The organism is Dethiosulfovibrio russensis, from assembly GCF_021568855.1.
In the GTDB taxonomy this organism is placed as follows: Bacteria; Synergistota; Synergistia; order Synergistales; family Dethiosulfovibrionaceae; genus Dethiosulfovibrio; species Dethiosulfovibrio russensis.
Genome location: NZ_JAKGUG010000006.1, coordinates 16,855 through 39,949, shown reverse-complemented (window position 1 = coordinate 39,949; position 23,095 = coordinate 16,855). Strand labels below are relative to the sequence as shown.

General features: G+C 53.7%; 14 protein-coding genes. 2 read left to right on the top strand and 12 right to left on the bottom strand.

Features of this window, described 5'->3' with window-relative positions; translation table 11 throughout:
* Nucleotides 1-47 precede the first annotated feature (47 nt).
* The gene (locus tag L2W48_RS08065; RefSeq protein ID WP_236099995.1) at nucleotides 48-2,240 is read right to left on the bottom strand and encodes an esterase-like activity of phytase family protein; all 2,193 of its coding nucleotides are present in this window, start codon (nucleotides 2,238-2,240) and stop codon (nucleotides 48-50) included.
* 244 nt (nucleotides 2,241-2,484) lie between these two features.
* Here L2W48_RS08065 and L2W48_RS08060 point away from each other — a divergent pair, with 244 nt between their 5' ends.
* The gene (locus tag L2W48_RS08060; RefSeq protein WP_236099994.1) at nucleotides 2,485-3,846 is read left to right on the top strand and encodes an esterase-like activity of phytase family protein; all 1,362 of its coding nucleotides are present in this window, start codon (nucleotides 2,485-2,487) and stop codon (nucleotides 3,844-3,846) included.
* Nucleotides 3,847-3,921: 75 nt separating this feature from the next.
* Here L2W48_RS08060 and L2W48_RS08055 read toward each other — a convergent pair whose 3' ends face one another.
* The 11 genes from L2W48_RS08055 to thiD all read right to left on the bottom strand — a co-directional run bounded on the left by L2W48_RS08055 (nucleotide 3,922) and on the right by thiD (nucleotide 20,799).
* Nucleotides 3,922-6,066 (bottom strand): GmrSD restriction endonuclease domain-containing protein, encoded by a 2,145-nt coding sequence (locus L2W48_RS08055; protein WP_236099993.1) that lies wholly within the window; start codon nucleotides 6,064-6,066, stop codon nucleotides 3,922-3,924.
* 154 nt (nucleotides 6,067-6,220) lie between these two features.
* Nucleotides 6,221-9,316: a type III restriction-modification system endonuclease gene (locus tag L2W48_RS08050; protein ID WP_236099992.1), complete on the bottom strand. Its 3,096-nt coding sequence runs from the start codon at nucleotides 9,314-9,316 to the stop codon at nucleotides 6,221-6,223.
* Nucleotides 9,285-10,340, bottom strand: a complete 1,056-nt coding sequence (locus L2W48_RS08045; protein ID WP_236099991.1) for a virulence RhuM family protein — start codon at nucleotides 10,338-10,340, stop codon at nucleotides 9,285-9,287. Before L2W48_RS08045 ends, L2W48_RS08050 begins: the two co-directional genes overlap by 32 nt.
* Entirely contained in the window at nucleotides 10,337-12,439 is a 2,103-nt protein-coding gene (locus L2W48_RS08040) for a site-specific DNA-methyltransferase (RefSeq protein WP_236099990.1), read from the bottom strand. Before L2W48_RS08040 ends, L2W48_RS08045 begins: the two co-directional genes overlap by 4 nt.
* Entirely contained in the window at nucleotides 12,432-13,097 is a 666-nt protein-coding gene (locus tag L2W48_RS08035; protein WP_236099989.1) for a DUF4391 domain-containing protein, read from the bottom strand. Before L2W48_RS08035 ends, L2W48_RS08040 begins: the two co-directional genes overlap by 8 nt.
* Nucleotides 13,097-16,366, bottom strand: a complete 3,270-nt coding sequence (locus L2W48_RS08030) for a helicase-related protein (protein WP_236099988.1) — start codon at nucleotides 16,364-16,366, stop codon at nucleotides 13,097-13,099. Before L2W48_RS08030 ends, L2W48_RS08035 begins: the two co-directional genes overlap by 1 nt.
* A gap of 41 nt (nucleotides 16,367-16,407) precedes the next feature.
* A complete protein-coding gene (locus L2W48_RS08025) occupies nucleotides 16,408-16,917 on the bottom strand; it encodes an O-acetyl-ADP-ribose deacetylase (RefSeq protein WP_236099987.1) in 510 nt (169 codons plus the stop codon).
* A complete protein-coding gene (locus L2W48_RS13105; RefSeq protein ID WP_236099986.1) occupies nucleotides 16,908-18,494 on the bottom strand; it encodes a sensor domain-containing diguanylate cyclase in 1,587 nt (528 codons plus the stop codon). The genes L2W48_RS08025 and L2W48_RS13105 overlap by 10 nt, the downstream gene beginning before the upstream one ends.
* A 44-nt stretch (nucleotides 18,495-18,538) precedes the next feature.
* Nucleotides 18,539-19,165, bottom strand: coding sequence for a thiamine phosphate synthase (gene thiE, locus L2W48_RS08015; protein WP_236099985.1), 627 nt, complete (start codon nucleotides 19,163-19,165; stop codon nucleotides 18,539-18,541).
* Between the two features lie 2 nt (nucleotides 19,166-19,167).
* Nucleotides 19,168-19,980: a hydroxyethylthiazole kinase gene (gene thiM / locus L2W48_RS08010; RefSeq protein WP_236099984.1), complete on the bottom strand. Its 813-nt coding sequence runs from the start codon at nucleotides 19,978-19,980 to the stop codon at nucleotides 19,168-19,170.
* A 3-nt stretch (nucleotides 19,981-19,983) separates the two neighbouring features.
* Complete coding sequence (gene thiD, locus L2W48_RS08005) at nucleotides 19,984-20,799, bottom strand: bifunctional hydroxymethylpyrimidine kinase/phosphomethylpyrimidine kinase (RefSeq protein ID WP_236099983.1); 816 nt, start codon at nucleotides 20,797-20,799, stop codon at nucleotides 19,984-19,986.
* 124 nt (nucleotides 20,800-20,923) lie between these two features.
* Here thiD and L2W48_RS08000 point away from each other — a divergent pair, with 124 nt between their 5' ends.
* Nucleotides 20,924-23,077, top strand: a complete 2,154-nt coding sequence (locus tag L2W48_RS08000) for a Tex family protein (RefSeq protein ID WP_236099982.1) — start codon at nucleotides 20,924-20,926, stop codon at nucleotides 23,075-23,077.
* Nucleotides 23,078-23,095 lie beyond the last annotated feature (18 nt).

Here is a 23,095-nt window from a genome sequence, read left to right as displayed (position 1 = left end):
ATGGCGGCCTCCGATGAAAGGAGACCGCCATATTTAGGATCGAAAGTCTATTCGTACCCGCCCAGATTCAACATCCTGGTCCATCCGGCTCCGTCGTTGTCGATCGCCATCCAGATATCGCCATCGAACAGACATAGGCTTTCGGCCTTTTCCAACAACAACCCGTGAGATTCCACGATATCCTTTACCAGTCTTTTATCCAAAACCGATCCGTTGGAAAATCCCCTCAGATCCACGGAGCACACCCGTTTGACCTTAGCGTGGTCTCCCTTGCCTTTGTCCCTCTCCAGAACGAGCAGTTTATCGTTCTTTACGAGACACAGATCGGACAGCCCCATCCAGTATTTCTTCGAATCCACCGGGTTATCGTCCAGAGGATACCAGGCAACCTCCCACCTTCCGTCGGATGGCGAAAAACGGAGTATCGCCGCCCGTTTATCGTCGTGATCGAACCCCCTTTGCATCGCCACGTACAGAAAAGATCCATCGGAGGAAGCAGCCACTCCCTCGAAGCCGAACTTGCCGGGATCTCCGTATTCGTCTATCAGCTCCTGAGGAAGGGGATGCTCCTCTCTGACCTTCCCGTCGTGATCGACGAAGATCAACAGGTTCTCCGAGGCATTCTTACCCTCGCCGGCAAGCCAAAAACCGTCCTTCGTCCAGCAGATGCCCTCCAGATCGTAGGCAGCGGGGGTCCCCTCTTTGGTTATGGGGATCATCCCATCTATATCTGCCACGCCGTCCACCGTCCTCGACATGCTTATTCTCCATATTCTAGAGGGGCTCCAGGCGTTGTCTGGAACCGCATATATATGTTTCCCGTCGGAAGAGAAGCCGGACAGGGCGCTCCAAGGCTCGGATCTGGAAGACAGAGTCAGGTCGGAGGGATCGCCTGGGACGTCCTTATCGCTGACCGAATACAGGTTGACTGTCCCATCTCCCTCGTTGGCGCTGACTATCAGCTGTTTTCCGTCCTGTCTTCCCGTGATAGCTATAACCCCTTCGGGGCTGCTTCCTGTAGGAAGTATCTTTATCAGCTCCGGGGCAAATACGTCCCTGACCCTGTAGACGGCCAGAAAGGACCCCCTCTCCGACGCAGCTATCAACAGATCGTCGCCGAACATCCTCGTCGAAGCGACCCCCTCGATCTCCGCTCCCTTCTTGCTTGAACGTCCATCGGGGTAGTGACCGACCAGCGATGCGGCTATGTCGAGCTCGACGCCAGAATCCCACAGGACTTTGCCGTCCGTGTCGTGGAGGCTTATTCCCCGACCGCCGGGGTAGATCCCGTCGCCGAAGGTCTCAAGGCCGGTATCTCCCTCGTTGGCCAAAGCTATGTAACTCTTTCCCCCTACGGATAAATAGGTCAAGCCATCCGGCTCCCTGCGTCCCTTGAAGTTATCGGAAAAGCTTATCCAACCGTCCTTCTTCAAGTCCACCTTTCTCTCCACCGTTCCGGCACAGAACACCTTTTTTATCGATGGCTTCGCCGGATCGGATATGTCTATCACGGCGACACCGTTGCTCTCCTGGATCGACACGGCAGCCTCAGTGCCCGACGACGAGATCGCCACGAACTCCGGCTGAGGATCCGCCGGGTAGTTAATCCCCTCCACCGATCCGAGCAGTTCCCGGCCAAGTTCCACCGAGGCAATATTGGAGGATGGAACGTCAGAGGGGTTCACGGTCACCACGTCGACCCTTCCGGGACGCTTCCCTCCGAGGGTGGCCTCTCCCTCCTCGTCGCTCTCCTCGTCCTCTATGGCAACGACCACGACCATCTTTCCCTCTATCTCGGAACAGGCCACCGAATCCGGGCCGACACCGATTGTAACATCGCCCAGATGGCGGGGCTTATCGGGAAGGGATATATCGTATATACCCAGAGTGCCCGGCGCCGCTGTATTCAGGTTATCGCCGTTTCGAACCGCCACGGCCAGGTAACGCCCGTCGACGCTGACAGCTGCCGAGGTCGGCTCTCCCGAAACCTCGATAGACCCCTCACCCCTCGGGCGGGCGGGGTCGGATATATCCAGTATGCCCACCTTCTCGCCGGATGCGTTGGTGTAGAAGAGGCTCATCCCGTCCGGGGTGGCTGTCACTATCTCCGCGACCTGTCCTCCCGGCACGGCATAATGATTCTCAAGCGCAAAGGATCTTACCTCAGCCTCCGACGACGGAGGGCTCAAAAGGGTAAAGACCGACAGGGACGCGGCGATCCCCAAGGATTTAAGCTTCATCTGCACGACACTCACCTTCCTGTATGCGAATATGGTAGTTGAAAGGCTACCACCGTTTCGCAACGGAACCGTTTCGAAAAGGTAAGGGATATGTATCGCGACGGGACCTCGAATAACGGCAACGAAACCTTGACCTATCCGCAACCCCTCCGTTATCGCGGTGAAACACGAAAAAGCTATATTGGCCCTGAAAGCAACCAAGATGTCTCGATCTATACCGAAAGACAAGAGGAGGTTCCACGACATGAAAGGCAAAAGACTTATCGCACTAGCTCCTTTCGCACTGTGTCTCGCCATAGGAGGACAGGCATGGGGAGACGACGTCAAACAGGTTCCCGCCGTACTGGCAGGCCACGCGGTTTTACCGGCATCCTCGACGGTAGAGGTTCCCGAAGACGCTCCATCTGACCTTCGTGTCGCCGGAAAATACACTACCGGCAAGAGGGTCACCGAGCTTGGAGCTGTCATGGGTAAATCCGCCAATCGAGAGACGGGGAAGACCCTCCCCATCAAAGGACAGTCCAGACAAGGACACTCCGGAATCAAGAGGATGGCCGACGGAAGCTACTGGGTTCTGACGGACAACGGCTTCGGAAGCAAGGCAAACTCCCCCGACTCCATGCTCTTCCTGACCAAGTACGAGATAGACTTCGCCACGGGGAAGGTCAAACCGGCCAAGACGATATTTCTCCACGATCCGGACCATAACGTCCCGTTCCACATCGTCAACGAGAGTACCGAGAGACGATACCTCACAGGAAGCGACTTCGACACAGAGAGCTTTCAGTTCGCAGGAGGTTATCTCTGGATAGGCGACGAATTCGGCCCCTACCTCATAAAGGCAGATGCGGACGGCAAGGTGTTGGAGATTTTCGAGACCAAGGTGAACGGCAAGGTGGTCAAATCCCCGGACAACCCGACTCAGCCCTCCCCTGGGAAGCCCCACGGAGCCACCGGTTTTCAGGTCTCACGCTCTAAGGGCTTCGAGGGCATGGCATCTTCCCCGGACGGCAAAAAGCTCTATCCTCTTCTGGAGGGAGCCCTCTGGAACGAAGAAAAAAGCGATTACGAGAGGATCGACGGCGCTGGATATCTCAGGATACTCGAGTTCGACGTCGAGAAGGAAGACTGGACCGGAAGAAGCTGGAAGTTCGTACTGGAAGACGACGCCCATGCCATAGGAGACTTCAACATGATAGACGAAACCCACGGCCTCATCATAGAGAGGGACAACGGAGAGGGAACGTCGGACAAAACCTGTGCCGTGGGAGCCTCCGATACGACTCACTGTTTCTCCAACCCCGCGGTGTTCAAAAGGATATACCGTGTGGCGCTGAGCGATTCCAACGCAGGAGGCCCGGTGGAAAAGCAGTCCTACGTGGACCTTATGTCCATAGAGGACCCCAAAAAGCTAGCCCGAAAGCCTCTCACGAACGGCAAGCTGACCTTCCCGTTCTTCACCATAGAGAACGTAGATGTAGTCGATAAAGAGCACATCATAGTGGGAAACGACAACAACTACCCCTTTTCCTCGAGTCGAGAGCCAAACATCGCAGACGACAACGAGTTTATCCTGTTATCCGTGCCCGACCTGCTGAAACCCTGAGGCCACCTTCCCCCCATAAAAGGAGGCCCCTCAAAACAAACGAGGAGCCTCCTTTCAAAGCAAAACGACAAACACCTATGCCTCACTCGCCATCTGAATCTCGAAAGACTGCCTTATCAATCCCGTTACGTAAGGGATCTCTTCCTTAGACGAAAGGGTCAACTCCACGTCACCGTTGCCCCATCGTCCGACATCGGTGATGTCTCTACAAACCCCCTTAACGTCGACCAAATCCCTGAACTTCATGTTTAAGGACAAACGAAGTCCTCTCTTCTGGGGAACTATATCCACGAAATTCGTATCGGCCTTGTAGGCGACGTAAAGCTTTAAAAAATGCTCCGTAACACAGGGGTCTATGGCCAGTATCTCGGTCCTTAAAGAATCGAAAAGCTCCCTTATACCCGGGACATAATCCCCGCTTTCGACATAAAGATAGGGATGATTCTCTATCCCGTAACCGTTTCCATTTATAGACGATGTTTTTTCGTTGATCTCGGCAAATTCAGGAGGAACCTCCAGAGATGGCCAGACCTTCAAGGCCAGATAACTTAAGGCCTCGCCCCGACTTTTTATGGCGTCCTCGTTCCACCGCTCCACCTGGCCTAGTCCATCGTTTAGCTTTAGCGGGCTGGAACGGAAACCGCCCTCCATATCCCTCTTCTCGCAAAAAGGCCTGTCGCTGTACTCCGAGTTATAGCCCGTCAAGGTGAGGTTCCCGATGGTATGCAGCCAGGTTCCATGAATCCTTTCCCAATCGGGCCCCAGATCGTCCTTCCATGGACCGGACAGGTCCTTGTTCTGAGGCATTATGTGTTCTATAGAGTACTCGTTCGGTCCGATTTTCTCCTTCCGCCTGTGATTTTCCAACTTTCTAAGACAGTAGCTACGGGTACGAACCTTGCTGTACAGATCGACGGAAAGCAGATTTTTACCGAACTCTTCGTCATCGGGAAATCTTTTATAGGAAGAAAACGTGCAAAATCGGACAGCCAAGGAATCCATCAGATTCTCTCCGTTGGAATCTCTCACATGTAGAGCAAAATCGGCAAAGGTCTTGTTAAGGGAGTTCGTCGGGATAGAACAAATCACCCTTCGGAAGACGTAGGACTCTACCATGCGAACTATAGAGAGGAACTCCTCTTTTTCAAGTAAATCATTATCGTAGCGATCATAAAGCCCCAACAAAAAGGGATATGCAACGTCCACCTTCAAGCTTCTAAGATCGTAAAAGGCCTCTTTCAAGCTCGGATCAGGCTCCAACCCCAACGCCATTGCGCAGAAATAACGAGAATAACGTCTTATATCCGATAGCAAAGAGTCTATACCAGCTGCTACCGTCTTCGTGTTTATGGAGTATTTTTTAAATGCCTCGTATACCGCGTTTTTATTGGGGATCTCTCCAGCGATCAATGTTAGATAATGACGCATGAAATCATCGAAAGACTGAGAATAAGCTTCCTGTCCGAAGGAAAGCTCCATAGGACGCCAATATTTCCTGTAAAGATCCGTCTGAGCTCCATTCTCCAATCCCATAAGGACGAAATTTCTTATCAGATCGGCCTGACTCAGCTCTTTTCCGGTGGAATTCATGCTCTCGAATATAAGCTGAGGGTTATCGTAGTTTCTATCCAGTTCTACATCTACGACCATGAGCTTGGACAATCCCTTACAGAGAGGCACTATAACATCGGGATTCCCAAAAATACGGTCACTGAAAAACTTGAAATTATCCGCGACACGTACCGAATGATCTTCAGGCAAAGCGTCCTCGGAAACGATGGACATCAGAGATTCCTTGTCCGTCTGGGTAAGGATCAGCTTGTACCGTTTTTCGCCCTCCTCCTCCCTGTTCAGAAGGTAATAATAGAGCAGTTTATTGGGGGAAAAACCCTCCACGAGCTCGGCCTGATCGTCCGGAAGGGACTTAAGGAATCCCACTAAAGCGGCGATCAAGAGGGTCAAGGTCGTCAGCCGCTGCTGGCCGTCTATCACCAGCAACGATGACGGAGCCGTCACCGTTCCTCCACGAGTGGGGGCGATATACACTATCGAGCCCATGAAATGGGACGGAACGTCGTCTTTTGCCCCGGCGTTGACGACGTCGTCCCAGAGCTGCAAACATTCCTTCGTCGTCCAGGAGTAGGTTCTCTGGTATATGGGAATGGAAAACTGCGAGGCATTCTTTATGAGTTGCAGAATGCTGGCTTCATTGGCTCTCATGGCAACCTCCCGATATCTTTTTTATCTCTAAATATATCACATCTTTCAGCTAAATAAAATCAATGCCGAGAGAGCCCTTAAGGATATCGACCTAAAAGAGGACTGCCATCTGTCCTGTATTTGCCGGACCGATGGCAATTTCCCTAGGTAGCCGCTATTTATTTACGAGTTTCATCAAACTGTCATAGCTGTCCACAACATCGTATTTGACGTCCTCCGCCGTTCCTATGGTCCCTACTTCACGGAAAAACTTCCTGGCGCAGTCTATCTTTATCTGTTCTATTTTCTTGAGATCCATGGATGACATGGACCCCTTGGTCTCCGCCACGAAGTATATGTGCCTGACAGACCCCTCTTTGAAGGCTATCGCCCAATCGGGGTTGTAGTCTCCCACCGGCGTGGGGATGAAAAACGCCTTGGGCAGCTTAGCGTAAACCACAACCTCGGAGCTAACGTCCAGATCCTTGGCGAAACGACGCTCCGTATCGGAGTCGGTGACGACGTAATCGTAGATGTGACGCTCAAGGGGGCCCTCCGCACCGCTGAGATCCTGTCCTACCTGAGCTTTGGTAAAAATATCCACATCGTAACTATCGTCCAACTCGTCATAGACCAGATGATCGACTATGGCGGTGGCTTTCTGCTCGTTTATCAACCTTACCGATTCGGATATAAAGGCCTCGGGGTTGGCCCTGAACTGATCGAACACCGCTTTTTCGACACCGTAGAGAATTGCCACCACCGTTTTTCTGGTCAGTTTGGTCCCTCGGGCGATGTCGCCGATAAGATCGTACCTAACCGTGGTGTAGACCGCAGAGCTGCTTCTCTTTCTCTCCTTACGTGCGACCTTGAAGCTACCGGAAGACACCATATCGTCGTAGGTAAGCTGATCCTTCTGATCTCCCGAAACGACGTCGTATTCGAGGGGAGATATCCTTAGTTCTTGATCCAGAGCGACTATGCATTTATCGATCAACTCGGTGGAATCGAACTCCACTCCGTAGACCACCTTTTTGTTTATCCTGTTCCAGAGCTCCAGAAACTCCTTTTTCTTAAAATTCTCATTTAACGAATTCGTCTTTTTACCTCTATCGTTGGAGATTTGTGGTCCCGCGCCCTCGCTGAAGACCCCGTCGATCAGTACAAAGATAGCCTCCGACATCGGCTTAAGATCCTCCGGAAGCTCAGCCAGTTTTCCCTGCTCCTTACGGTCGTGATAAGCCTGGGTTATATGCATCGACTCGTCCACATATCCCTGCTTTATCAGATAAAATTCTATCTTTCTCGCCATCTCGGAGGACAAGGTAAGCGGACCTGATTCGGTCGAGACGAATTTCCCCTTAAAATAGGCCATATCCGCCATCTTTGGTCTTGAGGATAGAGTCTCTCTGATATCTTTTTGGAGGCCCGAGACGAAGTCCCTATAGCTTTCGCTGGCGACCACGGTCAAGACGTTTGTATTATGTACCGTATTGGGATCATCCTGTCTCTCTCCATTCCGGTCCACGCAAAGCCTGAGCCCGCGGCCGACCTCCTGTCGACGGGATACGGTGTTGTCGCTGTGTTTCAAAGCGCATATGACGAACACATTGGGATTGTCCCATCCCTCCCTGAGGGCGGAGTGGGAAAATATAAAGCGAACCGGCTCGTCGATGGACAGAAGCCTCTCTTTGTCCTTCAATATGAGATCGTATGCGTCGGTGTCGAAGGATAGCTCTTCCTTTTGTCCGGTAAACTCGTTTTTGACTTTTTTGATAGACGGATCGATCAATTGCTTGGACTTTTTGTCTATGGAAAAGTAGCCATCATGGGTTTTTTCTACGCCGATACCCTCAAGATATTCTTTATAATCCTTGTTTGATCCAATATCCAAAGTGGACATCGCCTCGTCGACGCAGGCCCGGTACTCGTCCTCGAAGATCTTTCCGTATTCGCCCCGCTTCTTGTGACCGTTTTCGTAGACTCGATACTTTGCCACCTCGTCCACGAAAAAAAGCGACAGCACCTTTATGCCAAGAGGGAAAAGCCGTCTCTCCTTTTCAAGATGGGCACCGATAGCCTCCCTTATCTGGATGCGACGGAGCTCCATTTCATTGACCTCGCCGACCGCCTCCCCCGACTCCAGGACCAGGCCGTTGGTGAAGCTCACAATATCCCTGCCCCAGTCGATCTCCGATATGGTGTAGCCCTTATATTGGCTAAGGCCGTTGGACAGGACGTACAGATCGTCTCCGACGGAGACCTTTCTGATCTGCCTTTTGATGCCGTTGCCCTGCTTTACCTCCATCTCCAGCCTGGCGACGGGGTTTTTTCGGGATATCTGGATCGATTCGAGATAGAGATAGCCGTAGGTTCCAGCAAGGCCCTTTACGGATATTCCCCTGACGGAGATCTTCTTTACCAGCTTCTGGTTGTAGGCGTCCAGGGCGTCCAGCCTGTAGACCTTGTTGTGCTGGGTCTTATGGGTTGCCGAGTATCGAAGGATCATCAAGGGGTCGAAGTTTCCCAGAGATTCCAGGGTCTTTTTGCCCTCCATCTTCTGGGGCTCGTCAAGGATCAATATAGGACGGTTGGCCTTGATCACGTCTATGGGCTTTCTGCTCTGAAAGTCGTCAAGACACTCGTAGATCCTCCTGTTGGCCTTGCCCCTGGCGTTGAAGGCCTGGATGTTTATGACCATTACGTTGATACCTGCATCGGACGAATAATTCAGCAGCTCGTGAGGTCTGGAGGAATCGTAGACGAAAAACTTTATCCTTTTGCCGTACTCCTCGAGAAAGTGATCGGAGGTTATCTCCAGGGACTTTTTGACGCCCTCCCTTATGGCGATGCTGGGGACCACCACGATAAACTTGCTCCATCCGTACTCTCTGTTCATCTCGAAAAACGTCTTGATGTAGCAGTAGGTCTTTCCCGTTCCGGTCTCCATCTCCACGTCCAGATTTATGGAGCTTATCTTGTCCTTGACCAGCTCCGTTGATATAGGGAGATTCTGCCGTCTTTGGACCTCTTGGATGTTTTCAAGCAGGGCGCCGTCCGACAGGGCTATGGGTGCGTTGCCGAATCCCTTATGTTCCAGCAGTTTGTCTTCGGTTTTCTGTCTGTCCAGGTCATTTTCAACGCCTGGGTCTATCCTATGGGAAACTGAGGAGATTCTCGGCTGTCCCTTAAAACAGTCCACCACCGCTTTGACGGCCATGGACTGATATTCCTGTTTTTTAAACTTCAGTTTCAGAGGATGAGCGGTCATCGTCCGAACCTCCCTCAATGCCTTTGACCATTCTGTCGAAGTCGCTCTCGAAGAGCCGATCCTGTTCAATCCGATATTTCTCAAACTCGTCGGTAGCTTTGGCCTTGGCGGTGTCCATGGCCACCTTTCCCGCTCCCTGCAAAACCTGCCTTTCGTCGAACTCCAGGAACCGGTCCAGCCGTTTAGCCCAGTCCTCCATGGTCATCGGTATCTTTCGCTTAGCTCTCTCCTCCGCGAGGTCCAGATAGGCGTTGACGATCCGCCCGAGGGAATGGAGCTCGTCTTTAGTGAGATAGTTTTTCGCCACCGATACATCGGACTTCAGTATCTTTCCCTCCGGGGCGTTCTTCCAGGAGGTAAGCCCCATTCTCTCTTTCGAGCTGTCCGCCCGTTCCATAATCAGCTCCGCCGCGGTGTGGCCGTGGATGGCGAAGTGGAGCTTGTTCTGGACCTTGGCGAAGAACTCCCTTGTGGCTGGAGCGTTTTTATCGTAGTCCACGCTGGTGGCGTAGATGTCGGTGATTTTTTGATAGAACCGTCTCTCGCTGAGGCGGATCTCCCTGATCTCCTCCAGGAGATGCTCGAAATAGTCCTCCCCTAGGAAAGAACCGTTTTCCATCCTCTCTCTGTCGATGACGTATCCTCTCAGTGCGAACCGACGGAGAACGTCTGTGGCCCAGCGGCGAAACTGGGTTGCCCTGAGGGAGTTGACCCTGTAGCCGACGGAGATGATGGCGTCGAGATTGTAAAACTGGGTGAGGTATTTTTTCCCGTCCGAGGCAGTTATCCGGAATTTCCGGATAACTGATGCCTCCTGCAACTCCCCACTTTGGAAGATATTCTTTAGATGCTCACTTACGGTTCGGACGTCCACGTCGAAAAGGGTCGCCATCAACTTCTGGGTCAACCAGACGGTCTCCTCTTCGTATCTGACCTCTATGCCGTCCCCCTTGGTCTGAGAGGAGAAGATGAGAAACTCCGCCGTGCTGTTTCGTATAATCCTGCTTCGGCTTTTATCGGTCATATGGTCCTCACCTCGGTTTTTGGGGAGAGAGCTTTGAATATCTGTTCCACGTTTATCTTGACCCCGTCGTCCTCGAAGCCGCCGTCGTGGAATACCACTCGAAGGGGATGACGGGCCGCCAGCTCTCTGACGAAGGGTTCGGTTATGCCGCCGGACCGGTCGAAACAGGCGGCGATGGCGTCGTCGTCCACGAAGTAGACCTCTTTGCCCCCGATCTCCTCAACCTTTATGGGGAGGGAGAGCTCCAGCCCCCAGTCGAGCATCACCTGAAACAGCAGATCCTCGGAGGTCCGCTCCTCCTTGACGTTGTCGTCCATCAGAAGAAGCTGTTCCCTGTCCATCTCCTCCGGGGCGTAATAGACGTCGGCCATGTTGGAGGAGTCCACCTTCAGGACACGGAAGCCTACGTCCTTATTCCAATCCTGATGACACTCTCCCTCAAGGATCTTCTTTCCGGCCCGGCGGATCCGCTCCTTTGAGAGTTCTGAAATTGTCAGAGGCAGTCCGATCTTCTCTAACATTTTTATCGCCGCTTGGCTCGTTTTCTTAGCAGATCCAGAAATAGTTCCACACTGGAGTGGCTCAGGTAATTGCACCATGATAAATCGGTGGTTCGTACCACAATTACTGTTTATCTTTAAAATTGATTCGGCAGTACTGGCTGATCCAGCAAAAAAATCAAGTATTATTGATTTTTTATCATTTGGTGTGGTGTATTCAATTAATCTTGAAATTTCCTCATGATCTTTGGGGTTGTTAAATACTTTAGCTCCCATAATGTCCCTGAGGTGTTTGACCGCAACCTGAGACTGCTTATAAAAGTATGAGCCACGAACCTGATTGGCAAACCCAATGTCGTCATATTCCTCTCCTATCTCATAGTCATCCTCACAGGAAATTTCTAAGACCTCCCCCGGAATTGGACGGATATGAGCCTTTCGAAAAGGCGGCTCTGTATGATCAGAACGAAACGCCACCAAACCAAGCTTGATCTGACGTTGCATTTCCTCTGGAGATGAATATCTCCAGCCTGCTTCTGGTATCGTGCATGGCTGTTTTGTACTTGGATGTAGAACTTCGTATCTAGGCCCGTCTCCTCCTGGCCAGGAAATATCTCTATCTCTCCAAGGGCCAAACTGATCCACACGTCTATATCGAGACCATTTTTTTGCTGGGTGGCTTTTGGGTAAGTTTGAATACCATTTACCTAAATCTGCCTCGATATTATCGTAGTTATCTCCATGAATATTCTTAAGTCTTAAAAATTCATCCCAGATGTCCCTAGCTCCTGGTTTTTCCTCGCGCCAGATCTCACCTTTTTCTCTAATAGAGAGGAGGTTTCTTGCATAAACTAGGATATATTCATGACCAACAGAAAAGAATTTTGCATCGTTTTTACGACCCTTTTCCCATATAACTTGAGCTATAAAATTCTGCTCTCCAAACACCTCGTCGCATATTTTTCGCAGGTTATGGGCTTCGTTATCGTCTATGCTTATAAAAATAACCCCGTCCTCCCTCAGCAAATTCCTGGCCAGCTTGAGCCTGGGGTACATCATGCTCAGCCAGTCCGAGTGGTATCTGCCGTTGGAGTCGGAGTTCTTCTGCCATTTTTCCTCGTCGAAGAGGACGTTGCCTTCGTCGTCTTTGACTCCGCTCCTTCTGTCGTGCTCCTCTTTGTCCGTGGAGAAGCTGTCGTTGTAGATGAAATCGTTTCCGGTGTTGTAGGGAGGGTCGATGTAGATCATCTTGACCTTGCCCAGATAGTTCTCCTGTAGTAGCTTGAGGGCCTCCAGGTTGTCGCCCTCTATAAACAGGTTTTCGGTGTCGTCGAAATCGACGCTTTCCTCTCGACAGGGACGAAGGGTGTTTTTTGTCGGGGTGTTGGCTGTCAGTATAGACTGTCTTTTGCCCGGCCAGTCCAGGCGATACCTCTCCCTAGGGCCCTCCACTGCGTGGTCGGACAGCTCCTGTCTCAAAAGGTCTAGGTCGACGGACATACCGTTCGGGCCTTCTGTGACGCAGTTGGGAAATATCTCCGCCAGTTTCGCCACGTTTTCGTCGGTTATGTTGGGGCTGTGCATCTTAAGCTTATTCACGGCAATTCTCCTCTATTTTCTTGATCAGCGAATTGAGTTCCCTGTTCATGTCCACCTTTCGGTTGAACTGTCTCTCCCTATCGATCTTGACGTTCAAGAGGGCAGCTTCCCTCTTTAGGGATGCCACCCTCTCGGCCCTCTTCACTAGATGGTCCATGGTCTCACCGGGCCTTCTGGCAAGGCCGATCAGGTTTTCCAGCAGGCGGTGATATAGGGCCTCCAGGTTCAGTGCCACCGGCATGGGCCGAGCGGTCGAGCCCTCGGAGAACCGACCGGAGAAGAAGGGTTTGCTTATAACCAGCTCCGATCGGTCGGAACGGCTTTGCCTTTTGTAGGCTGAGGCGTATTCGACCTCCCCTTGTCCCCTTATGACGTAGAGGATAGGGGACGGTATGGACCTGTCCACTACATTGAGCACCTCTTCGTCCAGGTATTGCCCTTTGAGCTGTACGTTAAAAACCTGGAGCTCTTTCACCGTCTCCCCTTGAGGCAGGTTTGCCGTCTCGGTGGACAGTTTATAGGCCCAGGTTATGCTGTCCACCTGAGCGACGAACAGCTCTTTTTGTCTTTTCGTCGGGCTACTGTGGGCGTAGATGGCGGTTTTAGGGACGTTTTTGTCCAGCCTCGCCCTGTCGGGAAAGATCAGGAGAAAGTCCATCACACATCCTCCTTGATCACCAAAAAAGCGATAAGCTCGAAGTCGTCAAGCCCTCCGATGGTCTCGGTAAGGGCGGTGGTGGTGAAGCCGGAGAAGAGGCTGTCTATGTCCCTTTCCTCCTTGACCTCCGCCATGGACCTGACCGCTCCGTCCAGGAGGCGGGAATAGGTTTCCATGTCTCTTCCGTCGTCGGTCTCTCTGTTGAAGCAGTCGCAGAGGGTTATCACCGGCTGATCCTTTCCCTTGCATCCCGTTCGGATCAGGTCGAGTATCCTTTTAACCTCGGTTTGGTCGGCCAGTATGTCCCCTTTGTCCGATATGTAGACCATGTAGAAGGGGTAGAGCCTGTTTTGCCCGTCCCTGGAGGCTTTGCCCAGGGCCTTTAAAACGAACACCACCCCCGAGGTGAGCCCCCTTTGGGGATCCGCCGGCACTACTGCGTGCATTCCGTTTGGGATCGCCGATAGGTCTCCTTTTTCCCTGATGTGGTTTATAAGGTCCATCCGAAAGTCGTTCAGCCCCATGTCGGTGATGTTGACCCCTGTTTTCAGGTCCTCCAGGTCGAGAACCTCCTCCTGGAGTCGCCTTAGCTGTTCTTTTCGGTACATGACGTCGTTTGCCCGGGCGGACAGGACGTCGTCGTCTCCGGTGGCGGTGACGTCAACTATGACCATCCGGTTCTCGACCCTTTCTTTCAGGTTTATGTACTCGTCAAGGCTTATGTCGGGCCAGTAGTTCACCAGCTGTATCGTCTCGTTAGGCGAGCCGATACGGTCGATTCGCCCAAATCTCTGAATTATCCTAACGGGGTTCCAGTGGATATCGTAGTTGATCAGATAGTCGCAGTCCTGGAGGTTTTGCCCCTCGGAGATGCAGTCGGTGGCTATGAGGACGTCTATTTCCTCCGGCTCTTGAGGCATCAAGGTTGCTTTTTCCTTGGATATCGGCGAGAACAAAGTTAGTATACCCTGAAAATCGTGGCCTCGGCCGACGGTAGTTTTAGGGCTGTCCTTTCCGGTTATCCGTCCTGTGTGGACCTGAAGCCTTTCCCAAAGCTCTGGGGCAAGGTTTTCGTAAAGATAGTTCACCGTATCGGCGAAGGCGGAGAATATTAGAACCTTTTTGTTGCCGCTGTTTATGGGGTTGGCTATCTTTTGGGCTATAAGTCTTTTGAGGTGGTCGAGTTTGGCGTCTTTCTCTGGACCGATTTTATCCATCTCCGAAAGAAGCCCCTCGATTATCACGACGTCTCCTCTAAGGTCGTTCTCCCATGAGAGCAGATCCATATCGCCCATGTCTATTTTGACCTTCCCCTCGATAACCCCCTCTAGTTCCATATCCAGCAAATCGTCGTCCTCCGGGTCCAACCGTTCCAGTCCCTCCGAGAGAGATTCGACGGAGGAGCCTTTTCCCAGGGATCTGAAGGTCTCTATCTTGGCCAGAATAGAGTCGTGTTTACCCTTAAGGGCGATCAGGGAAAGGCGAAAGGAGGACACCGAGCTTTCCAGCCTTTTTAGGAGGTTGGCGGTCATGAGGCTCTGAAGGCTTCTCTCTCGGTCTATCTGCCTAAACCTTACCTTTCCACCTTGGGCGGAGGTGTCGTAAAGCTCTTCGTATTTGGATAGCCTGCTGGGTAAAACGTAGCTGGTCGGGGCATAGACCGATAGGTTAAGCATAGAGAGACGCTCGAATATCTCGTCGAACTCTATTACGTCGTTTTTCAGGGACATCGGACACCGGAAGGAGAGGGGCGGTCTCCTTTTGGGAAAGGGGCCGATGTCTTTGGTGTCGTAAAAGGTCTCTATGTGTTTTCTGGACCTGGCTATGGTCACGCTGTCTAAAAGCTCAAAGAAGTCGAACTCCAGAGAGTCCAGTATGGCCTGGGCGGTGCGGTCCTCCGGCGGAAGTTTGCTCCACTGGTTGAAGGCCATCTGAGCACGTCTGAAGATGTCGTCTATGTCCTTGTCGGTTTTTAGCTTTTCCGTGAGGTTGTCCGAGTTGCCCTCGTAGGCCAGGGCGAGCTGGTTTTTTAGGTCGTTAAAGCGGTTGTTTACCGGGGTTGCGGATAGCATGAGGACTTTGGTCTTTACTCCGTCCCTTATAACCGAGTTCATGAGCCTCTGATACCTGGTCTCCCTGTCCTTGAATGCGTCGTTATTGCGAAAGTTATGGGATTCGTCTATGACCACAAGGTCGTAGTTTCCCCAGTTGACCCGGTCCAAGGGCATACCTAGAGATTCCCCTTTTGTCCGCTGTAAGTCGGTGTGACAGAGGACGTCGTAGTTAAGTCGATCGGCGGCCAGGACGTTGGTCTTGAGGTTGCGGTTGTAGTTCAGCCAGTTGTCCGCCAGTTTCTTAGGGCACAGCACCAAAACGGAACGGTTTCTCAGCTCGTAATATTTTATGACCGCAAGGGCGGTGAAGGTTTTCCCCAGGCCTACGCTGTCCGCCAGTATACATCCGTTGTAGGTCTCCAGCTTGTTTATGATGCCGATCGCCGCGTCTCTTTGAAAGTTGAAAAGCTTGTTCCATACAACGCTGTCTTTGTAGCCTGTAAGCTCCTTTGGGAGGACATCTTCGTCTAGGTCCTCCAGAAACTCCCGAAAGAGGTTATGTAGGATGAAAAAGTAGATCCTCTCCGGGGAGTTTTCCTGATAGACCGATTCTATATGGGAGCAAAGGACGTCGGTTACGTCCTTGAGCTTGTCGTTGTCCTGCCAGAGCTGGTCGAAGAGCTGGAGGTAGGATTGGGCCATGGGGGCTTCGTCCATACAGTTGATGAAGTTGGATACCGCATCGCTGGACTGATATCCCAAGTCTACGGCGGTAAACCCCTGTATAGGCGTATATACCGCCTCTTGCTTTCCCTTTAGACAGGCGAACTGCTGCATCGGCGATTTTGTACCGTTGGAGCGGAAACGGGCCTTAGCCCTTATCCATCGGGCGCATTCTTTGGCTATGGCTCTCTGGTTGAGTTTGTTTCTGAGCTGTATCTCAAACTCGCTTCCGTAAAGGCTTTTCTCCCGTCTCTCCTTGGGAATGAAGAACTCTCGTCGCTGTTTGGATAACTTGTCGCTGACCTCGTCGGGCACAAAGGTCGGTGCGGTGAAGATAAACTCGAGGCCCTCTATGTCCTGAAACTCCTCTTTTAGTGCTTCGTATGCATATATGGAAAAGCAGGAGGCGGCGATCTTCAGCCTGACTCCTGGGGCCAGTTTTTTCTTAAGGTCATCTCCCCAAAGGGACGTCAGGTTGTTAAGTATCTCCAAGATGCTCCTCCTTCTTTTAGCGGTTGTATCAGGGACTATCGTTACACCCCCAGCTCACGATACCTTTCCGCCACCTCGTCACCGAAGGCCACCAGATACACCTTCTCCAGACTGTCGTCGTCTTTAAGGAAGTCAGTTATTGTCTTCAATGCAACCGAGCAGGCCTGTTCCACCGGGTAGCCGTAGACGCCGCAGCTTATGGCGGGAAAGGCCACGGTCTTGCAGTCGTGGTCCCTGGCAAGCTCCAGGCTTCTTCTGTAGCAGGAAGCCAGAAGCTCCGCCTCGCCGTGTTGTCCTCCGTGCCACACCGGGCCGGGGGTGTGTATGACGTATCTGGCAGGGAGTCCGTAACCCATGGTTATCTTGGCGTCTCCGGTGGCGCAGCCGCCCAGAGGTCGACAGGCCTCGAGCAGCTCCGGTCCGGCCGCCCTGTGGATGGCCCCGTCCACCCCGCCTCCGCCCAGAAGAGACGTGTTGGCGGCGTTGACTACGGCGTCAACGTCCATCTCGGTTATGTCGCCCCTTACCAGGACGATGCGATCTAAAACCATCTATCTCGCTCTCCCTTCCGTCTCCAACCGCCGTCAAAAGTCGTCTGTCCGAACACCCCTACTCCGTTGCCTCCCGCCTTTTTCACCATATACATGGCATGATCGGCGTTTTTTGCCAGCTCTATTTCGTCTTTTCCGTGATCCGGATAGACCGCTATGCCGACGCTACAGGATATCTCGATAGATCGTCCGTCCACATCGAAGGGCCTTTCCAGAGCGAGTCTTATGTCCTCTCCCACGGACCCTGCCCGTTTTTCTCCGAAGGGAAGGAGTACCACGAACTCGTCGCCGCCGATCCTGCCTAAGGTTCCTTCGCTCCCCACGTTTTTTGCCATTCTCTCCGTCACCTGGCAGAGCACGACGTCGCCTACGGCGTGGCCGAAGTCGTCGTTCACCGGCTTAAAACCGTCGAGGTCCAAAAACATGAGGGACAGCTTTTCTTCCTCAGACGATGCCTCTTCCATGGCTCGATCGACCTCTTCGGAGAAGGCCGCTCGGTTCAACAGCCCCGTCAGTGGATCGGTTTGGGCCATTTTCGCTATCTGCAGCTCCATCTTTCTCTGTTCCGTGACGTCCATTATCGTGGAGAGCAACACTCCCTCTCCGTTCACCGACACCAGGTCGACGAAAAGAGATCCTATCATGTCGCTCCCCTTGGAACGTCTCAGCCTGACGTCCACGGCCTTGATCGATTCATTAGACTTTATGCCGTCTATTATGCGAGACCTTTCCTCGGAGGATCCCCAAAAACCAAGCTCTACGGTGTTTCTTCCAAGTATCTGCCCCTCTTCCAGTTCAAGAAGCCTGGAAAACTCCCGATTGAAATCGATAACCATGCCGTCGAACCGTCTGGTAAGAGCTATCGCGTGAGGAGCCCCGTCGAATATGGACGAAAACTTAACCCTTTCCCTATCGAGCTCCGCCATCAGCCTGCTATTCACCATGAGTGTGAGTCCATAGGCCCAGAGCACTACCAGGGCATGCTGGGAGTAGCCCAGGAGCACCTCCAGTGTTCCCGAAGGGAGCTCCAGAGAATGGAGATCACGATATAGAAAGATGGCCGCTCCGATCCTCGAAAGCCCCAGGATCAGGAATCCCGTGAAGGCCACTCCGATCCCGAAGGTCGTCTTTCTGGTGGAACTGTCGACATCTATGATGGATGTTTTTATGTATCGCCAGGAAAAATAGACCAAGACTACGGAAAAGCAGATAATCCTTTTAGGGGTACTGGGATCGACGTAGGCAAAGTAGGCTATGAAAGACACGAACAGGGCCCAGATAGCTAGGTCTCTCCGATGGGAGCGGTAGATTTCCAGGAACCTTTCCAGCCCGACCAGACCGGCGATGATCCCCAACACAAGGAGCCCGTTGACCACCACGACCGATATGAAGGGGCAGATACGTCCCCTAAGAAACATAAGGGCCAGTCCTGTCGATATCAGTATGAATCCTACAAAAGAATGCCCCAGTCCGTCGAATCTACTTCTGGTCTGTCGCCATAGAGAGCCCACCAGCAGGGTACAGACGCAAAACAGTATCACCCCGCCTAAGACTACGGTCCTGAAATCGAGGTTCACCGCGAATCATCCCCTCCGTGCAGGTCGTCCAGGCAACGACTCTGTCACGGTTTTGTCGTCAGTTTTAGAAGCTCCACCGTCGATGAGGTGGGATCGGGGGTTCCAACGACGGCGGAGACCACCGCGACGCCCGAGGCCCCGGTCGCCATGACCTCACGAACCGAGGAGGAGCCTATGCCGCCTATCGCCACCACCGGCAGAGAGGTAAACTCCACCACTGTTTTCAGCCCCTCTACACCTATGACAGAGGCGTCGTCCTTGGTTCCGGTTGGATAGACCGCCCCGACTCCCAGATAGTCCGCCCCTTCCTCCAAGGCTATACGGGCCTGTTCAACGGTCCTGGCGGATCGGCCGAGAAGAAAGGGCCTCGGGGCCAGTTTTCTGGCGGCGGCCAAAGGCAGATCGGACTGACCTAGGTGGCATCCGTCCGCCCCGGCCGCCAGGGCCACGTCCAGGCGGTCGTTGACGAAAAGCTTGGCCCCTTTTTTCCGGCACATCTCGGTCATTCGGGAGGCAAGATCGGTCAGTTCCCGAGCGCTCAGATCCTTGTCTCTAAGCTGTATGGCTGTGGCTCCCCCTTCGAGAGCGGCGAAGGTCTGCTCCAATATGGAACAAGGGGCTCCCAGCCGCCTGTCGGGAATCACGTAAAGAGTGAGGATTTTAGGATCCATGGCTAACCGGCAATCCTGTCCTGAAGCCTGAGCCGTCCCTCTATCTCGCCGAGGCCGGTCTTGGACATTCCGTATAGCTGATCTATTATGGAGGTTTTGAAGCTTCCCGGACCGGCTTCCATGGCCCTCTCGGAGGCGACCCCCATGGCGATCAGTCCGGCTATAGCGGCAGCCAAGGCGTCTCCACTGGCTCCGAGTATTGCTGCCAGAAGGGAGCCGACGGCACAGCCTCCTGCGGTGATCTTTTCCATCATATCGCTACCTCCGTGGACCTCCAGAACTTTGTTCCCGTCGCTGACGTAGTCCACCTTTCCCGTGGCTGCCACGACCGTGCCGTACTTCCTTGCCAGTCGAAACACGGCGTTGTCTGAACGACACATTCCGGTGGCGTCCACTCCTCTGAGTCCACCGTGACATCCGGCCATCAGAGCTATCTCCGCCGAGTTTCCCTTAACTATGGCCACTGGATAACGCTGGAGGATCTCGTCTACCAGGGCTATCCTCCTGGCGGTGGCTCCGTAGCCCACCGGATCGAGAACGACCGGGGTTCCGGTGTCGGCGGCGGTTTTCATGGCTGTTCGAATCGTCTCCATCGACTGGATCGTGGGGGTTCCTATGTTCACCAGGACCACGTCGGCGGCCTGTACCATCTCGCTGGCCTCCTCCTCGGAGGGGGCCATTATGGGAGAGGCCCCTATGGCCAGGCACAGATCGGCCTGATAGGGAGCGGCCACGAAGTTCGTAACGTGGTAGACCAGGGGCTTTCTCTGGGCTACCTTGCTCCAGCAATGGTTCAGTCTTTCCGGTACGTTCATGCTCTACTCTCCTTTCTTAACCCAATCGGGGGTCACGGCGTGACCGGTGGGGCCGTATCCCTTGCCGGGCTTGAAGCCCCTCTCCAGGGCCATCATGAGATAGGCCCGACCTCTTTCCACCGCCAGATCCAGCTCGCATCCGGCAGCAAGTTCGGCGGCTATGGCGGCGCTGAGGGTGCAGCCGGTTCCGTGGTTGTTTTCCGTGTCTATTCTGGGAGACTCGAACTTGATCGGTTTACCCGAGGTCCACAGTACGTCGACCACCTTCTCGCCCTCCAGATGACCTCCCTTTACCAACACGGCCTGAGGTCCCATTCCTGCTATGGCGGAGGCCGCTGCGATCATGCCCTCCACGTCGGGGACCTCCAGTCCGCTTAGTCTCTCCGCCTCCGGGACGTTGGGGGTCACCAGGGTGGCCAGAGGCAGCAGTTCCTCCTTTATAGCCGATACCGCGTCGTCCTGGATGAGAGAGTCGCCGCTCTGGGCTATCATCACCGGATCCACCACCAGCTTATGGACGGAGAAATCCCTTACGGCCCGACAGACCGCTCCTATGGCATCCGTTTTTCCCAACATGCCGGTCTTGACCGCCCCTACGGAGAAGTCGGACAAGACCGATTTCATCTGCTCGTATACAATCTCAGACGGTATATCGTGTATGGCCTGAACTCCCAGGCTGTTTTGAGCCGTAACGGCGGTCAAAGCGGAGGTTCCGAAGACCCTCAGGGCCGCAAAGGTCTTGAGGTCCGCCTGGATCCCCGCTCCACCTCCCGAATCGCTGCCCGCCACGGTCATGGCGAGCCCTCTGTAAATGGACAATAAATACACCTCCTGAAGTATCGCTACCATAGACAAGATAACCCTTTCTACCCCATTTTTCCAGACCTTTGCTGTATTATGTAAGATCGATACGGTTCGACTAATACGGAGGCGATTTTAAGATATGAAACTATCTCACCAGGAGATCCTGGCCAAGGAGCTCCGCATACCCCGAAAGAACGTCGAGGCCACGGCGGCCTTGTTGGAGGAAGGATGCACCGTTCCCTTCATAGCCCGTTATCGCAAGGAGGCGACTGGAAGCCTGGACGAGGTCGCCATAGCGGGAATAAGGGACGGTCTGGAGAGGCTCGCCGAGACGGACAAACGTCGGGCATCCATGGTGAGCTCCCTGGAGGAGAGAGGCCTTCTAACGGAGGAGCTTAAGGCCAAGCTGGATAAGGCGGGAACCATGACCGCCCTGGAGGACATATACCTGCCCTTCCGACCCAAGAGACGGACGAAGGCGACGGTAGCCAGGGAGAAGGGTCTGGAGCCTCTGGCTCGGATCATAATGTCTCAGGAGGGCGCCGACCTCGAGGCGGAGGCATCCCGCTTTCTGGACGAGGAAAAGGGGGTGAACTCGATCCAGGAGGCTCTCGAGGGAGCGAGAAACATCATCTCCGAGGAGATAAGCGAGAACGGAGAGGCCAGGATGGAGATGAGGGCCCTTTTCGTCCGACGAGGAACCCTGAAGGCCAAGATGAAACCGGGCAAGGAGGAGGAAGGGGCTCGTTTCGCCGACTGGAGCGACTGGGAGGAGCCCATGGCGAAGGCCCCGTCCCACCGGATACTGGCGATGTTCAGAGGCGAATCTGAGGGAGTTCTCTCCGTGTCTGTCCGTCCTCCTCAGGAGGCGGCCATCCACAGACTGGAGAGCCGATTCGTCAAGGGCGAAAAAGCCGATTCCAATCAGGTGAAAGAGGCGGTGGAGGACGGCTACAAGAGACTGCTGGAGTCCTCTATGGAGACAGAGGCCAGAAAGGCCCTGAAAAGCAAGGCCGACAGAGAAGCTATCTCCGTTTTCGTCAAGAACGTCAGGGAGGTTCTGATGGCCCCTCCTCTGGGACAGAAAAGGGTGATGGCCCTGGATCCGGGGTTCAGGACGGGATGCAAGCTGGTCTGTCTGGACGAGACCGGAGAGATGGTCCATCACGAAACGGTCTTCCCCCACACTTCTCAGGCCAGACGAGAGCAGGCTATGGAAAGCGTGGCCAAGTTGTTCGTCCAATACGGCATAGAAGCGGTCGCGGTGGGCAACGGAACGGCCGGAAGGGAGACGGAGTCGTTCCTGAAGGACTGTCTGCCCGAGGGAGCCGAGATATACTCGGTCAACGAGAGCGGAGCTTCCATATATTCGGCTTCCGCCCTGGCTAGAGAGGAATTTCCCGACCTCGACGTTTCCTATAGGGGGGCGGTCTCCATCGGCAGGCGGCTGATGGATCCTCTGGCGGAGCTGGTGAAGGTGGACCCGAAATCCATCGGGGTGGGCCAGTATCAGCACGACGTGGACCAGAAGGAACTGAAGAAGGCACTGGACGACGTCGTGGCGTCCTGCGTCAACTCCGTAGGGGTGGAGGTCAATACCGCCAGCCCTCAGCTTCTTTCCTTCGTCTCCGGACTGAGCCTCAAGCTGGCCAAGTCTGTGGTCGAGAGAAGACGAAAGGAAGGTCCCTTCAAGACCAGAAAGGATCTGTTGAAGGTATCCGGCCTGGGACCAAAGACCTACCAACAGGCGGCGGGATTTCTCAGGATCAGGGGAGGTTCCCATCCTCTTGACGACAGCGCCGTCCACCCCGAGAGATACGACCTGGTCAACTCCATGGCCGAAGATCTGGGCAGGTCCATCTCGGACCTTCTGGAGGACAGGGAACTGCGAAAATCCATAGATCCCGGTCGCTACGTCGGAGGAGACGTGGGACTGCCTACGGTGAACGACATACTGTCAGAGCTGGCTAAGCCCGGTAGGGATCCTAGGGAAAGGCTTCAGCTCTTCTCCTTCGATCCTTCCGTGTCGGAGCTGTCGGACCTTAAGGCCGGTATGGTGCTGCCGGGGATAGTGACCAACGTAACCGACTTCGGAGCCTTCGTGGACGTCGGAGTTCACCAGGACGGCCTGGTCCACGTCAGTCGCCTGTCCGATCGTTTCGTAAAGGACCCCCATCAGGCGGCCAAGCCGGGACAGACGGTGGAGGTAGCGGTGTTGGACGTAGACCTGAAGAGAAAGAGGCTATCCCTATCGATGAAGAAGAAGGACTTTCCCAAAACGGACGAAAAATAAAAAAGAGGAGAGGCAACC

Excerpts from the sequence above, each read along its gene's own strand:
- L2W48_RS08065 (WP_236099995.1), bottom strand. The coding sequence starts at position 2,240 with ATGAAGCTTAAATCCTTGGGGATCGCCGCGTCCCTGTCGGTCTTTACC.
- L2W48_RS08060 (WP_236099994.1), top strand. The coding sequence starts at position 2,485 with ATGAAAGGCAAAAGACTTATCGCACTAGCTCCTTTCGCACTGTGTCTC.
- L2W48_RS08055 (WP_236099993.1), bottom strand. The coding sequence starts at position 6,066 with ATGAGAGCCAATGAAGCCAGCATTCTGCAACTCATAAAGAATGCCTCG.
- L2W48_RS08050 (WP_236099992.1), bottom strand. The coding sequence starts at position 9,316 with ATGACCGCTCATCCTCTGAAACTGAAGTTTAAAAAACAGGAATATCAG.
- L2W48_RS08045 (WP_236099991.1), bottom strand. The coding sequence starts at position 10,340 with ATGACCGATAAAAGCCGAAGCAGGATTATACGAAACAGCACGGCGGAG.
- L2W48_RS08035 (WP_236099989.1), bottom strand. The coding sequence starts at position 13,097 with ATGGACTTTCTCCTGATCTTTCCCGACAGGGCGAGGCTGGACAAAAAC.
- L2W48_RS08025 (WP_236099987.1), bottom strand. The coding sequence starts at position 16,917 with ATGGTTTTAGATCGCATCGTCCTGGTAAGGGGCGACATAACCGAGATG.
- thiE (WP_236099985.1), bottom strand. The coding sequence starts at position 19,165 with ATGGATCCTAAAATCCTCACTCTTTACGTGATTCCCGACAGGCGGCTG.
- thiM (WP_236099984.1), bottom strand. The coding sequence starts at position 19,980 with ATGAACGTACCGGAAAGACTGAACCATTGCTGGAGCAAGGTAGCCCAG.
- L2W48_RS08000 (WP_236099982.1), top strand. The coding sequence starts at position 20,924 with ATGAAACTATCTCACCAGGAGATCCTGGCCAAGGAGCTCCGCATACCC.